At 72.6% G+C, this 12,398-nt stretch carries 16 protein-coding genes; 7 read left to right on the plus strand and 9 right to left on the minus strand.

What is annotated here, in order from left to right:
- Nucleotides 1-15 precede the first annotated feature (15 nt).
- The 3 genes from P2T37_RS15535 to P2T37_RS12310 are packed head-to-tail and all read left to right on the plus strand — an operon-like array spanning nt 16 to nt 775.
- Nucleotides 16-129 (plus strand): DUF7989 family protein, encoded by a 114-nt coding sequence (locus P2T37_RS15535; protein ID WP_465261734.1) that lies wholly within the window; start codon nt 16-18, stop codon nt 127-129.
- 54 nt (nt 130-183) lie between these two features.
- Nucleotides 184-426 carry a DUF7120 family protein gene (locus tag P2T37_RS12305; RefSeq protein ID WP_276234248.1) on the plus strand — a complete coding sequence of 81 codons (243 nt, stop codon included), beginning with the start codon at nt 184-186 and terminating at the stop codon, nt 424-426.
- 49 nt (nt 427-475) lie between these two features.
- Nucleotides 476-775: a DUF7344 domain-containing protein gene (locus tag P2T37_RS12310; RefSeq protein ID WP_276234249.1), complete on the plus strand. Its 300-nt coding sequence runs from the start codon at nt 476-478 to the stop codon at nt 773-775.
- Nucleotide 776: 1 nt separating this feature from the next.
- Here the strand turns inward: P2T37_RS12310 and P2T37_RS12315 are convergent, their stop codons facing one another.
- Nucleotides 777-965 (minus strand): DUF7511 domain-containing protein, encoded by a 189-nt coding sequence (locus P2T37_RS12315; protein ID WP_276234250.1) that lies wholly within the window; start codon nt 963-965, stop codon nt 777-779.
- A 76-nt stretch (nt 966-1,041) separates the two neighbouring features.
- Complete coding sequence (locus P2T37_RS15475; RefSeq protein WP_420028479.1) at nt 1,042-1,188, minus strand: DUF7563 family protein; 147 nt, start codon at nt 1,186-1,188, stop codon at nt 1,042-1,044.
- Nucleotides 1,189-1,388: 200 nt separating this feature from the next.
- Here P2T37_RS15475 and P2T37_RS12320 point away from each other — a divergent pair, with 200 nt between their 5' ends.
- Nucleotides 1,389-2,030, plus strand: a complete 642-nt coding sequence (locus tag P2T37_RS12320; protein ID WP_276234251.1) for a helix-turn-helix domain-containing protein — start codon at nt 1,389-1,391, stop codon at nt 2,028-2,030.
- 126 nt (nt 2,031-2,156) lie between these two features.
- Nucleotides 2,157-2,447: a HalOD1 output domain-containing protein gene (locus P2T37_RS12325; protein WP_276234252.1), complete on the plus strand. Its 291-nt coding sequence runs from the start codon at nt 2,157-2,159 to the stop codon at nt 2,445-2,447.
- Between the two features lie 42 nt (nt 2,448-2,489).
- Here the strand turns inward: P2T37_RS12325 and P2T37_RS12330 are convergent, their stop codons facing one another.
- The 7 genes from P2T37_RS12330 to P2T37_RS12360 form a co-directional block, all read right to left on the minus strand.
- Nucleotides 2,490-3,110, minus strand: coding sequence for a DUF7344 domain-containing protein (locus P2T37_RS12330; protein ID WP_276234253.1), 621 nt, complete (start codon nt 3,108-3,110; stop codon nt 2,490-2,492).
- A gap of 198 nt (nt 3,111-3,308) precedes the next feature.
- Nucleotides 3,309-5,123: a glutamine--fructose-6-phosphate transaminase (isomerizing) gene (glmS, locus tag P2T37_RS12335; protein WP_276234254.1), complete on the minus strand. Its 1,815-nt coding sequence runs from the start codon at nt 5,121-5,123 to the stop codon at nt 3,309-3,311.
- Between the two features lie 241 nt (nt 5,124-5,364).
- Nucleotides 5,365-6,729: a nucleotide sugar dehydrogenase gene (locus P2T37_RS12340; protein WP_276234255.1), complete on the minus strand. Its 1,365-nt coding sequence runs from the start codon at nt 6,727-6,729 to the stop codon at nt 5,365-5,367.
- Entirely contained in the window at nt 6,726-7,697 is a 972-nt protein-coding gene (locus P2T37_RS12345) for a Gfo/Idh/MocA family protein (RefSeq protein ID WP_276234256.1), read from the minus strand. The genes P2T37_RS12340 and P2T37_RS12345 overlap by 4 nt, the downstream gene beginning before the upstream one ends.
- A complete protein-coding gene (locus tag P2T37_RS12350) occupies nt 7,690-8,802 on the minus strand; it encodes a DegT/DnrJ/EryC1/StrS family aminotransferase (RefSeq protein WP_276234257.1) in 1,113 nt (370 codons plus the stop codon). The genes P2T37_RS12345 and P2T37_RS12350 overlap by 8 nt, the downstream gene beginning before the upstream one ends.
- On the minus strand, nt 8,799-9,404 hold the full coding sequence (locus P2T37_RS12355) for an acyltransferase (protein WP_382211601.1): 606 nt from the start codon (nt 9,402-9,404) through the stop codon (nt 8,799-8,801). The genes P2T37_RS12350 and P2T37_RS12355 overlap by 4 nt, the downstream gene beginning before the upstream one ends.
- An 87-nt stretch (nt 9,405-9,491) precedes the next feature.
- Nucleotides 9,492-10,478, minus strand: a complete 987-nt coding sequence (locus P2T37_RS12360) for a DUF1616 domain-containing protein (protein WP_276234258.1) — start codon at nt 10,476-10,478, stop codon at nt 9,492-9,494.
- Nucleotides 10,479-10,737: 259 nt separating this feature from the next.
- Here P2T37_RS12360 and P2T37_RS12365 point away from each other — a divergent pair, with 259 nt between their 5' ends.
- A complete protein-coding gene (locus P2T37_RS12365; RefSeq protein WP_276234259.1) occupies nt 10,738-11,295 on the plus strand; it encodes a DUF7344 domain-containing protein in 558 nt (185 codons plus the stop codon).
- Nucleotides 11,296-11,476: 181 nt separating this feature from the next.
- Nucleotides 11,477-11,782, plus strand: a complete 306-nt coding sequence (locus tag P2T37_RS12370) for a helix-turn-helix domain-containing protein (RefSeq protein WP_276234260.1) — start codon at nt 11,477-11,479, stop codon at nt 11,780-11,782.
- The last annotated feature ends 616 nt before the right edge of the window (nt 11,783-12,398 follow it).

Genomic DNA, 12,398 nt, shown 5'->3' on the forward strand with positions numbered 1-12,398 from the left:
TGCTACTGTATCACGATGAGCGCGACCGACGACGACGCACGACGAACCATGAAGGAGATCAGCCACACACCGCCGACGGGGGACTCCGTCACGGCGGTCTGGGAACGCGGCAGCGAGACCGGCGAGTAACGGGCGGCTCTCCTCGGAGCGTACATTCAAAAGGGAGACGAACCGAGTAGACGCATGTCCGAGACCACCATCGACCTCCCGGACCGCATCGACAGCGAGATAGAGCGGTTCATCCAGCAGGGGGAGTTCATCAACCGCGACGAGGCCGTCGAGGAGCTGCTCACGCTCGGTCTCACCGCCTTCGACGTGGACGACGAGCCGACGCAGAACCCCGGCGAGGACCTGTTCACGCAGGCGACCGACGACCAGCACGACCCCGCGGCGGACATGGACCCCGACGACGAGTACACGCTGTAGGGCCGGTAGCCCCACGATAACAATACCTCGGGGCCGAGACGCGGCCGGTATGTCCCGCTCGCCCGAGGAGTGTACGGCCGTCGAGCCGCTGCCGCCGACCGTCGCCGCGGTGCTCGACGACCGCCCGGAGCGGCGGCGCGCGTACGTGTGCCTGCTCGGGACGCTCCGCGAGAACGGGGGACGGTGTTCCGCGGCGGCGCTGGCCGCGGCCCTCGCCCGGGCGGACGACGGCGCGGCCCGTCGGTCGGCGTACCTCGCCGTCCGCCGGGAGTACGTCCCGACGCTCGCGGCGCTCGGCGTCGTCTCCTACGACGGCGAGGACGGTACCGTGACGCTGCGCGCGGAATGAGTTACTGCATCTCGTCGAGGCCGACGAACGACTCGCCGGCCGCCGTTATCCACACCGTCATCCGTTCGTCCTCGTCGGTCGTGCGGACCGGGTAGAGCGTACACTCGTCCGGGCCGCCGTCGTGTCGCTCTATCGCGGCGAGCACGGTCCCGTCCCCGTGTCGGCCGTCGTCGTTCGCGTCGGTGCGCATCCCTTCGTCCCTCCGCCAGTGACGATTCCGGGAACGGGATTTGTTATGTCGCGGCTACCCGACCGGCGGCGCGCGCTCACGGCTCCGGTCTGGCCCCCCGTCCCGCCATGAGGTTGGTCTGGGTACAGCAGTGCGGACAGGCGTGGACCTCGTGTTCGTTGTCCCCGAACACCCGGGCGAAGTCGGCGGTCACGAACGAATCACAGCTCCGGCATCTCGGCATTCATACCACCTCGTGGGCGTCCGCCTGTCGTCGCGCGCCCCCGTGGTCGTTCGGCTTGGAGCGCGATGCGATTTAAGTAGGGCGCGCCGGGCCGCCCGGCCGCGCCGACCCGCTCGCGGGCGGCGCTTCCCGGTAACGCGGGGTTGTGCGGCGTGGCCGGTCTATAACTATACGGATATCGGGGCTACGCGGCTGTATCCGTGGTCTCGACCATCGATTCGACCGTGACCGTGCCGCCGGACGCGTTCGTGCTCTCCCGCTCGCTCTCCGGGCGGCCGGGGGTGCGCGTCGCGTTCGAGCGGGAGGTACCGCTGTCGCCGGCCGCGAGCACCTACGCCCGCGTCTCGAACGCCGACCGCGACTGGGTGGAACGACGCCTCCCCGGGGAGGACGGGGTCGCCGGGGTGGACGTCCTCGACGCCGACGCCGACGACCGGCTGGTCCGCATCGCGTGGGACTCGCCCGTCGCCCCGCGGCCGGCCGGCCTGCCGCCGACGGACGCCACCTGCCTCGACGCCGTCGGGACCGACGACGGCTGGCGGCTCGCGCTCCGCTTTCCGGACCGCGACGCGCTCGCCGACTGGTACCGGCGCTGTGGCGACCGCGGCATCGACGTCGACGTGCGCCGGCTCCGCGAGGACGGGGGAACGGCGACCCCCGACGGGCGGCTGACCGACCGCCAGCGGACGGCCCTCGCGACGGCGCTCGACGCGGGCTACTTCGAGGTGCCGCGCGGGGTGACGCTCGGCGAACTCGCCGCCCGGCTCGGGGTCTCCGACACCGCCGCCTCACAGCGGCTCCGCAGGGGTGTCTCCACGCTCGTCGAGGGGCACCTCGGCTGACGTGTCGAACGCGATATTCTCGGGCGAGAGAGCTTCTATCCGCCTGTCACGAGCTGGAGGTTCCGCCGATAGCCGTAGATATTTACGACGGCAACGGCCAATGGCTATCGAGGACTACCGAGCCATATGAGCGACTCCACACCGCTTCGCGAGGGGACGACACCGAACAACCACACCGTCGTGGTCGCGACGACCGACGGCGACTCCGTCGGCGGGCGGGTGGTCGCGGGCGTCACGGAACTGCGCGACCGCGAGATGGAGGAACTGCCGACGCTGGCGGAGGCCGTCGATCCGGACGCGCTGTCGTCGCTGTTCGACACGCCCGGCGGGACGCGCGGCAGCGTCACCTTCGAGTACGCCGACTGTCTGGTGACCGTCACCGCGGCCGGCGACGTCACGGTCGAGCGCGCGCGCTGAGCCGACGACTTCTCCGGGTCGCCACATACACACAGCGGCGGCTCAGTCCGCGAACGCTCCCTTCTCCCGGCAGTGAACGAGCGAGCAGGTACCGAACGCGGCGACGAGGCAGGCGAAGGCGACCGTCGCGGCGAGCGCCGAGCCGACGACGGCGACGGGCACCAGCGTGCCGACGCCGACCGCCGACAGCGCGAGGTACCGGTGTGACCACGACAGCTCGTCGTCGACGGCGTCGGTCCCGGTGAAGTCGAGATAGGGCGTGACGACTTGCGCGTTCCCCGCCAACCGCACCACCCCCCGCGGCTTGTTGAACTCGATGACGTCCATCGCGTCCATCTTCGGCAGGTGACACTGGTAGAGCCCGACGTAGGCGCGCTTGCGCTCGTCCGAGGTGAGCTGTCCGACCGGCTTCCCGGTCTCGAACGAGGCGACGTGTTCCGCGAGGTCGCCCGTCGAGGCGGCGCGCTCGCGCTCGGTGAGGTACTCCAACACGAGCCGCCGTCGCTGGTTCCTGAGCAGGTCGAACACCTGGTCCAGCGGGAGGTCGTCGCACCCCGATGCTCCCCCGTCGTCCGTGCCGTCGGTCGCGAGCGCCTCCCCCGCGCTCCCGTCGTCGACGCTCCGTTGCTCCCCTCTCTCGTTCGCTGTTTGTGACGTACTCATTGTCGTCTCCCCGCCGCGTGTCGCTGGTCGTCTCTCCGCTTCCTCACAGTTGCCGGCCGAACCGTCTCCCCCTCGGCGCCCGGCGGCGACGGCCGTCCGTCGCTCGGCTCGTCTTAGTGTCTCTATCCACCCATTTATAGATTCGCCTCGTCGGAGCGTCTCGACGCTGTTTTCCCGAATGTGTGATACAGCGGCTCATTATTCGACTGTGACGCTCTTGGCGAGGTTCCGCGGCTTGTCGATGGCCCGGTCGAGCAGCTTCGAGACGTGGTAGGCGACGAGTTGGAGCTGGACGTTCGCGAGCAGCCCCGCGAGGTTCGGGTGGGTGTCGGGCACCGCGAGCGTCTCGTCGGCCTGCCGGCGCACCGCGTCGGCGCGCTCGCCCGCGACCGCGATGACGGGCGCCCCCCGCGCCTGCACCTCCTGGACGTTGTTGAGCGTCTTCTCGTCGTGCCGGCCCGCGAACACCGCGATGACCGGGGTGTGTTCCGTCACGAGCGCCAGCGGCCCGTGCTTGAGTTCGCCGGCGGGGAACCCCTCGGCGTGCTCGTAGGATATCTCCTTGAACTTCAGCGCCCCCTCCATCGCCACCGGGTACGCGAGCCCGCGACCGATGAAGAAGTACGACTCCCGGCCGGCGTACCGCTCCGCGACCGACCGCGCGGTCGTCCCGTCGAGCACCGTCGCGACCTGGTCCGGCAGGTCCGCGAGCGCGCGAAGGGTGTCGCGGACCTCCTCGCCGGGCGCGCCCTCACCGTCGCGCACGAGCGTCGCCGCGAGCAGCACGAGCGAGGCGACCTGCGAGGAGAACGTCTTCGACGCGGCGACGCCGATCTCCGGGCCGGCCCGGATGAACATCGCGTCGTCGCACTCGCGGGCGGCCGTCGAGCCGACGACGTTCGTCACGGCGAGGGTGCGCGCGCCCCGCTCCGCCGCGAACCGGAGCGCGGACAGCGTGTCCGCCGTCTCCCCGCTCTGCGTGACGGCGACGACGAGCGTGTCCCCGTCCACGCGCGGGGCCGCGCCGGTGTACTCGCTCGCGAGCAGCGCCTGCGCCTCGACCCCCCACCGGCGCAGGAGGGTCGCGCCGTACTCCGCGGCGTAGTTCGAGGTGCCACAGCCCACGAGGTGGACCCGCTCGGCGTCGGCGAACGCCCCGGGCGGGAAGTCGAGGGTCGGCGTCCCGGCCTCGGCGTCGAGCCGCCCCTGGAGGGTGCGTTCGAGCGCGTGCGGCTGCTCGTGTATCTCCTTGAGCATGTAGTGGTCGTACCCCTCCTTGCGGGCGTCCTCCGGCGCCCACTCGATGGTCCGCTCGGGCCGCTCGACGACCGCGCCGTCGCCGTCGGTGACGACGTAGCCGTCAGCCGACAGCGTCGCCACGTCGCCGTCGTGGAGGAACACCGCGCGGTCGGTGGCGTCGAGGAACGCCGGCGCGTCGCTGGCGACGTAGGCCGCGCCGTCGCCGATGCCGAGCAGCAGCGGGGACCCCCGCCGGGCCGCGTACAGTTCGTCGGAGTCGGCGACGATGACCGCGAGCGCGTAGCTCCCCTCCAACACGTCGAGGACGTCGCGCAGGGCCGCGGCCGGGTGGAGCCCGTCCGCCAGCCGCTCCTCGATGAGGTGGGGGACGACCTCGGTGTCCGTCTCGCTCCGGAACTCGTGGCCCCGGGCTTCGAGGTCGGCGCGCAGGTCGGCGTGGTTCTCGATGATGCCGTTGTGGACGACGGCCACGTCGCCCGTACAGTCCGCGTGGGGGTGGGCGTTCGCGTCGGTCGGCGCGCCGTGGGTGGACCACCGGGTGTGGCCGATGCCGACCGGGCCGCTCGCGAGCCCCGCGCGGATGGTGTCGCGCAGGGCCGATATCTCGCCGGCCCGCTTGCAGGTGTCGAGCCCCGAGCCGTTGCGGACGGCCACGCCCGCCGAGTCGTAGCCGCGGTATTCGAGGTTCTCCAGCCCCGAGAGGATGGGCTCGGCCGCGTCCTCGCGGCCGACGCAACCGATGATGCCGCACATCAGTTCGCCCCTCCCCCGTGCGGGCCGCGGTCGCCCCTCGTGTGGCCGGGCCGCTCGTGTTCGTCGCTCGGTGCCCCCTCGTCGTGTCGTCTCTCGGTGACAGTCATCGTTGTTCCGTGCGGGACCCCGCCGCGGGGCGCTCCCGGACGGCGATTCCGTCGGCAGCGCCCGGCTTTGTTATACTCGGGTTGCCGCTGTGACAGTTGTTGCCTAGCACGCGTAGGCGGTCCATACACCCCGGTCATCGCCGCTCCCCCCGGCCGACCGTGTACACCTCGCCCTCGACCGCCGCGGGGTCGACCGCGTCGCGCCCGTCCACGACCACGAGGTCGCCGAGCGCGCCCCAGTCGATACCCTCGAACTCCGGGTGGGCCGTGACCAGCACGGCCGCGTCCACGTCGAGCTCGGGGAGGTCGGCGAGCGCGACCGCCTCGGCCGGGAACGCCGAGAGGTCGTCCAACACCGGGTCGGCGAGATAGAGGGTCGCGCCGTCGTCGGCCAGCGCCCGGGTCACGGGCATCGCGGGCGACTTGCGCGTCTCCGCGACGCCCGCGCGGTAGGCCGCGCCGAGGACGAGCACCCGCGCGTCGTGTATCGAGGTCCCCCGGTCCGCGAGCCGGTCGGTCAGCTCCCGCACCGCGAACAGCGGCATCCCGTCGTTGACCGCGCGCGCGGTCCGGGTCAGCGGCGCGTCCCGCCCGAACTCCGACAGCAGGAAGTACGGGTAGTAGGGGATACAGTGCCCCCCGACGCCGATGCCCGGGTCGTGGATGGCACAGAACGGCTGGGTGTTCGCGGTGTCGATGGCCGCGCGCACGTCCGCGCCGAGGTCGTCCGCGAACCGCGCCAGTTCGTTCGCCAGCGCGATGTTCACGTCGCGGTAGATGCCCTCGAACACCTTCACGCACTCCGCGGTCGTCGCGTCCGCGACGGCCACCACCTCGTTCGTGGTGACGTGTTCGTACACCAGCCGCGCGGCGCGCGTACTCTCCGCATCGACGCCGCCGACGACCTTCGGGTACGCGCCGCCGATGTCGCGCAGCGCGCGCCCGCTCGACGTGCGCTCGGGGCAGAAGGCCAGCCCGTACTCCCCGGCCGAGAGCCCGCTCCCGCGTTCGAGCAGCGGCGCGACGGTGTCCGCACAGGTGCGCGGCGGCACCGTCGATTCGACGACCACGAGGTCGCCGGGCGACAGCCCCGCGGCCACGGTGTCCACGACGCTCCGCAGCGCCGAGAGGTCGGCCAGCCCGTCGTCGTCCACCGTCGTCGGCACGATGACGACGTGGACGCGCGCGTCCGCGGCGGCCGCCTCCCCGTCGGTCGTCGCCGAGAGCGCGCCCGTCGCGACGGTGTCCGCGACGAGGTGGCCGAGCCCCGGCTCCCGGCCGACGGGCGCGTCCCCGTCGTTCACCGCGGCGACGCGGTCCGGGTCGATATCGACGCCCGTCGCGTTCCCGGTGACCGACGCGAAGACGGCCGCCAGCGGCAGGCCCATCTTCCCGAGGCCGTACACCGCGACCGGGACCGCGCCCTCCACGAACTGCTGGCGGCGGACGGCCGCGGGAATCCCGTCGCCGTAGACGCTCGCCGTCGTCGCGCGGCTCACGGCAGCGTCACCTCCGCGTCGGGCGCGGCCACCGCGTCCAGTATCTCCTCGGCGACGGCGAGCGCGCGCAGGCCGTCGCGCCCGCTCACGACGGGGTCGCCCCCGGTGCGGACGGCCTCGGCGAACGCCGACAGCTCCGCGCGCAGCGGCTCGCCGTTCTCGACGGTCGGGTGTTCGGTGATGGACTCGTGGCGGTAGCGCACGTCGCCGTTGTTGACGATGTACTCCGGCAGCGAGTGGCGGTGTATCTCGACGGACTGGTCGCCGTAGTCGACGTTCACCTGACACTGCCGCGCGGTGAGCGACAGCGCCCGGACCTTCTCCTGGGTGACGCGGCTCGCGGTGAGCGTCGCCACGACGCCGCTCTCGAAGGTGAGCACCGCGGTCGCGTACTGGCCGTCGTCCGTGCCCGACGCCTCGACGCGTTCGAGCGGGCCGTCCACGAGCGACAGCAACACGTCGATGTCGTGGATCATCAGGTCGAGGACGACCCCGTCGTCCACCCGCCGGTCGAGGGGCGGGCCGAGCCGGTCGGCCGTCACCGCCACGAGGTCGAGGTCGGGGACGATGTCGGCGAGCGCGACGACGGCGGGGTTGAACCGCTCGACGTGGCCCACCTGCAACACGAGTCCCTCCCGGTCGGCGCGCTCGACGAGCGCCTCCCCGGTCGCCGCGTCCTCGACGAACGGCTTCTCGACGAGGAGGTGCGTCCCTGCGTCCATCGCGGCGTCGGCCACCTCGGCGTGGTAGGGGGTCGGCACCGCGACGGAGACGGCATCGACCTCGGCGAGCAGCGCGTCGCGGTCGTACGCGACGGTGTCGTACTCCTCGGCGACGCGGGCGGCGCGCTCCGCGTCCGCGTCCGCGACCCCGACGAGCCGCGTGTCGGGCAGTTCCCGGTAGAGGCGCGCGTGGTGGCGACCCATCGTGCCGACCCCGACGACGCCCGTCCGGACCGGCTCACTCATCGGCGACCACCTCCCGCACCGCGGCGACGACGCGGTCGATGTCGGTCCCCGAGAGCCGCGGGTGGACCGGGAGCGACAGCACCTCCTCGGCCGCGCGCTCGGCGTTCGGGTACGAGCCGTCCCAGCCGTCGTAGGCCGGCTGCCGGTGGACCGGCGTCGGGTAGTAGACGCCCGTGTCGATGCCGCGCGCGTCGAGCGCCTCGCGCAGGGCGTCGCGGTCGTCCGTCCGCACCGTGTACTGGTGGTACGCGTGGCGCCGGCCCGTCCGGACCGGCGGGAGGGTGAGCGGGGTGTCCGCGAGCGCGGCCGTGAGCGCGGCGGCGTGTTCCCGCCGCGCCTGGACGAACCGCGGGAGCCGGTCGAGCTGTGCCCGGCCGAGCGCCGCGGCCACGTCGGTCATCCGGAAGTTGTGGCCCACCTCGACGTGTTCGTAGCTCGACCCGCCCGTCGCCCGGCCGTGGTTGCGGAAGCGGCGCGCGCGCTCGGCCACGTCGTCGCGGTCGGTGACGACCATACCCCCCTCCCCCGTCGTCATGTTCTTCGTCGGGTAGAAGGAGAAACAGCCGGCGTCGCCCACAGTGCCGGCCGGTTTCCCCCCGACGCCCGCGCCGTGCGCCTGTGCGGCGTCCTCGACGAGCGCGAGGTCGTGGTCGTCGGCGATGTCGGCGAAGCGGTCCGTTCGGGCGGGGAGCCCGTAGAGGTGGACGACGAGCAGCGCGTCGGCGTCGTGTTCGCGGACGGCCCGCTCGGCGGCGTCCGGGTCGAGGTTCAGCGTGCGCTCGTCCACGTCGGCGAACACGGGGGTCGCGCCGCACAGGCGGACGGCGTTGGCCGTGGCGACGAAGGTGAACGGCGTCGTCACGACCGTGTCGCCCGGCCCGATGCCGAGCGCGTGGAGCGCGACGTGCAGCGCCGCGGTCCCGTTCGACACCGCGACGGCGTGGTCGACGCCGTGGGTCGCGGCGAAGGTGGACTCGAACGCCTCGACCTCCTCGCCGGCCGCGAGCGACCCGCTCGCGAGCACCCGTTCGACGTTCTCGCGCGCGCGCTCCCCGACGTCCGGGGCGGCGATGGGGACGCGCGGCCGCTCCTCGCTGCGGCTCACGCGTCGTTCCCCCCGTCGAGTTCCGGCGGCAGCGGCTCGTGGCGCGCGGGCGCCCCGACCGCGAGCGTCCGCGCGGGCACGTCCTCGGTCACGACCGCGCCCGCGGCGACGAACGCTCCCTCCCCGACGGTGACGCCGGGCAGAACCGTCGCGTTGGCCCCGACCGAGACGTCGTCGGCGAGCGTCGGCCCCGCCAGTTCGGTCTCGCGGCGCAACGGGTACGGGTCGTTCGTCAGGGTCGCCGACGGGCCGACGAACACGTCGTCGCCGACCGTCGTCTCCCGCGGGAGGTACACCCCCGTCTGGAGGCTGACGCGCGACCCGAGCGTCGTCGCGCCGTCGATGACGGCGTTCGTCCCGACGAGCACCTCGTCGCCGGCGCGCGTCCCCTCGCGAATCAGGGCGTTGTGCCCCGTCGCGAAGTCGTCGCCGACGACCACGTCGCCGTAGACGACCGTCCCCGAGCGCACCGTCGCGCGCTGGCCGAACACCGGCGGGTCCCGTCCCTCGCCGGCCTCGACGACTACGTCGGGCGCGAGCGTGCAGTCGCGTCCGTGCTGTACCGTCCGTGCCGCGTCGCCGCGGTGGGTTGATGGCTCCACGTTGGGCGCGGCTACCCGGTATCCGGGCTTTGTTATGCAGAGCTTTGTGACCGTATGCCATGGCAGGATTCGGCCGACAGCGTCCGCCTACTCGGCCGTCGCGTTCGCGGGAACGTCGAGCCACACGTACACCGAGCGGTAGGCGGTCGCGTCGGTCGGCGCGGCCGGCGCGTCGCCGCGGTACACGAGGTAGAACAGCCGGAGGTCCGTGCCGGTCATCGTCGGCCGGACCGTGTGGGGCTCGACCCACCGCTCGCCGGCGGCGACCGTCGCGTCGAGCCGGTCGAGTTCGGCCCGCTCCGTGACGGTGCCGTTCGCCGCGACGCGCTGGAGCTGGACGACGACCGTGTAGCTCGTCGTCGCCGACTCGTGGTTCTCGACGGCCAGCACGAGCGGCGCCGACCCGCCGGCCGGCACCGACGTCGGGTAGCCCGACGCGACGAGGTCCCCGCTCTCGTTCTCCGCGAGCAGCGCCGTCGAGGTGTACGACTCGCCGCCGGCCGGCGTCGTCACCGCGAGCCCCGCGGTCGCGACGGCCGCGACCACCGCGACCGCGAGCGCGACCGACCCGAGGCGGGACCCGAGCCCGCCCGACGGGAGCCGGAGCGAGCCGAGCCACGCGTCGTCGCGCAGTCGGAACCGCTCGCCCGGCGGCAGTCGGTTCCGGCGGACGACGGCGGCGACCAGCCCGGCGGCGACCAGCCCGGTCAGCGCGCCGACGAACGCCCGCGCCCCGAGGCCGACCCCCGAGACGTCGAGCGCGACGCCGACGAGCGGGAGCGCGGCGAGGCTGAGCCCGAACGACAGGGCGAGCCGCGCGGGCAGCCCCTCGCCGGCGGCGTCGCCGGCGCCCCCGGCGCGCGGGAACAGCGCCGCCTGGACGGCGTACCCGGGGAGCACGAACAGTACCAGCAGCCCGGCGCCGACCCTGAGCGCGCCGGGGGCGGCCGGCGTCCACACGAGGACGGCGTCGGCGACGACGGCGAGCAACAGCGGCACCAGGCAGTCGGCCGGGAGCTCGACCGCGCGGGCGGTCGGCCCGCCCGGGAGTCGCACGGTGATGGAGTCCTTCATGACGTCTGAGTCGCTATCCCGGCTCACCCGCTCGGCTCGCATTGTTATGACCGTCCTACGGGCGAGCCCGTGAGTGGGCGTGTCACGGGGTGTCGATACCGCCGCGTTACCGCCCGCGGGCGGCCGGAGGTCATACATCCCCGCTACCCGCGGTACACCGAGAATAACAAAGGGTCGCTGCGGGGTGTAAGCGACCATGTCCGGCGCCCGAACGCCCAGCGCGATGGCCGAGGTCGCACCCGGCTCCGGTGAGTAGGACGTGTCGCCGGACACCGACGACTCGCTCTCGCAGGACCTCGTCTTCGACCTGTTGAGCAGCCAGCGTCGTCGGATGGTGCTGTACTACCTCCGCCGCCACGGCGGCGAGGGGACGATAACGGAGCTGGCCGACCAGATCGCCGCGCTGGAGAACGACGTCGAGCCGGCGGAGCTGACGAAACAACAGCAGAAGCGGGTGTACGTCTCCATCTACCAGACGCATATCCCGAAGCTGGCGGACGCGGGCGTCGTCGAGTACGACCGCGACAGCGGCGAGGTGGCGCTCACCCGCCTCGCGCGCGAGATAGACCGCTACCTAACCCCCGGCTCGACGGAGTCGTACCCGTGGGAGCTCCACTACCTCGGGCTCACGACGCTCGGGGCCGTGGTGCTCCTGCTGTCGGTCGCGGGCGTCCCGCCGTTCGCGGGCCTGTCGGGCGCGCTGCTGGCGGCGCTTCTCGTCGCGGCCTTCGTCGTGTCGAGCGTCGTCCAGTTCGTCCGCTCGCGCGCGAACCGCGAGCGCCTGCCGGAGGAGCTGACGGAGGACGCGTTCCCCTGAGTCCCGGTACTCCGGGCTTACGGGCGAGTAGGGCGGCCGAAACGCGCGAAACGGACGAAAGCCATAACACCCGGTCGGGGCCGACGGGCGAACAGCCATCCGGGAACGGAACGGTACGGACGGGGCGGGAAACGCAGGCCGGGCGCAACGACCCGGTACGTACTCGGAGGCGACACATGACATGGACCGAGCGAACACGGGGGAACCGACGGTGAACGCCGACTGGGACGAGATCGGCTACGTGATCAGCTCCCGCTATCGCGTGGCGGTGTTGCGGCGGCTCGCGGACAGCCCCGCGACGCCCTCGCAGATAGCGAGCGACGCCGACTGCTCCATCGCACACGTCTCGCGGGCGCTCCACGAGCTCCGCGAGCGCGACCTGCTCGAACTGCTGGTGCCCGAGGACAGGAAGAAGGGACGCGTGTACGGTATCACGGAGCCGGGCCGGGCGGTGTGGAGCCGCATCGAGGCCGAGGACCTCGCCTGAGTCGCTACTCCTCCTCCGGGACCAGCTGGTCCGGGTTGCGTCGGTACCTCGGCGTGTTCACGAACTGGCGTATCCGGTCGCGGTCGCTTTGTGACAGGTGGTCTGTCATAGTCGGGGGGAAGAACGGGGTGTGGAAAGTTACAACGGCGCTACCGACCGGGTAGCCGGCCCGTTCCGCGGCCGCGCCCTGCGCGCGAGAACCCCGGGACGGCACCGTGTAGTCAATCGTTACCACGGGACGAGGTCGTCCTTTCGGCTCCCGAACGCGGGCGCCGAGCGAACCGCGCGCGGCCGCCGTAGCGAAACGTAGCTAACTGGCTGGCATCCTGTCGATTCGAATATACTTCGGCACGGCGTACGCACGAACGGTTCCGCCTTGGGGACGGAACCGTCGGCCGGGTACCCTACCGCGGGCCCGGTCGCCTATCGCGTCCCGGGCTCTCCCCCGGCCCGGTGACCCCCTTGTACGCTCCCCCGGGGCCGGCGCGCCACGGCGCGACGGACCGCGAGGGCCCGTACCCGACGCATAACTAATCGGTCGTCCCCCGACGGGGCGTCCGGGGACGGGACGGGCAGGTGGTCGCACCGGTCCCCTTTTCCATACCATGCGCGACGG

The organism is Halosegnis marinus (assembly GCF_029338355.1).
GTDB classification, from domain to species: domain Archaea; phylum Halobacteriota; class Halobacteria; order Halobacteriales; family Haloarculaceae; genus Halosegnis; species Halosegnis marinus.

What these genes read in the sequence shown, in the direction of transcription:
- P2T37_RS12360 (WP_276234258.1), bottom strand. Translation starts at nt 10,478, where the DNA reads ATGAAGGACTCCATCACCGTGCGACTCCCGGGCGGGCCGACCGCCCGC.
- P2T37_RS12345 (WP_276234256.1), bottom strand. Translation starts at nt 7,697, where the DNA reads ATGAGTGAGCCGGTCCGGACGGGCGTCGTCGGGGTCGGCACGATGGGT.
- P2T37_RS12315 (WP_276234250.1), bottom strand. Translation starts at nt 965, where the DNA reads ATGCGCACCGACGCGAACGACGACGGCCGACACGGGGACGGGACCGTG.
- P2T37_RS12310 (WP_276234249.1), top strand. Translation starts at nt 476, where the DNA reads ATGTCCCGCTCGCCCGAGGAGTGTACGGCCGTCGAGCCGCTGCCGCCG.
- glmS (WP_276234254.1), bottom strand. Translation starts at nt 5,123, where the DNA reads ATGTGCGGCATCATCGGTTGCGTCGGCCGCGAGGACGCGGCCGAGCCC.
- P2T37_RS12305 (WP_276234248.1), top strand. Translation starts at nt 184, where the DNA reads ATGTCCGAGACCACCATCGACCTCCCGGACCGCATCGACAGCGAGATA.
- P2T37_RS12325 (WP_276234252.1), top strand. Translation starts at nt 2,157, where the DNA reads ATGAGCGACTCCACACCGCTTCGCGAGGGGACGACACCGAACAACCAC.
- P2T37_RS12370 (WP_276234260.1), top strand. Translation starts at nt 11,477, where the DNA reads ATGGACCGAGCGAACACGGGGGAACCGACGGTGAACGCCGACTGGGAC.
- P2T37_RS15535 (WP_465261734.1), top strand. Translation starts at nt 16, where the DNA reads ATGAGCGCGACCGACGACGACGCACGACGAACCATGAAGGAGATCAGC.
- P2T37_RS15475 (WP_420028479.1), bottom strand. Translation starts at nt 1,188, where the DNA reads ATGCCGAGATGCCGGAGCTGTGATTCGTTCGTGACCGCCGACTTCGCC.
- P2T37_RS12330 (WP_276234253.1), bottom strand. Translation starts at nt 3,110, where the DNA reads ATGAGTACGTCACAAACAGCGAACGAGAGAGGGGAGCAACGGAGCGTC.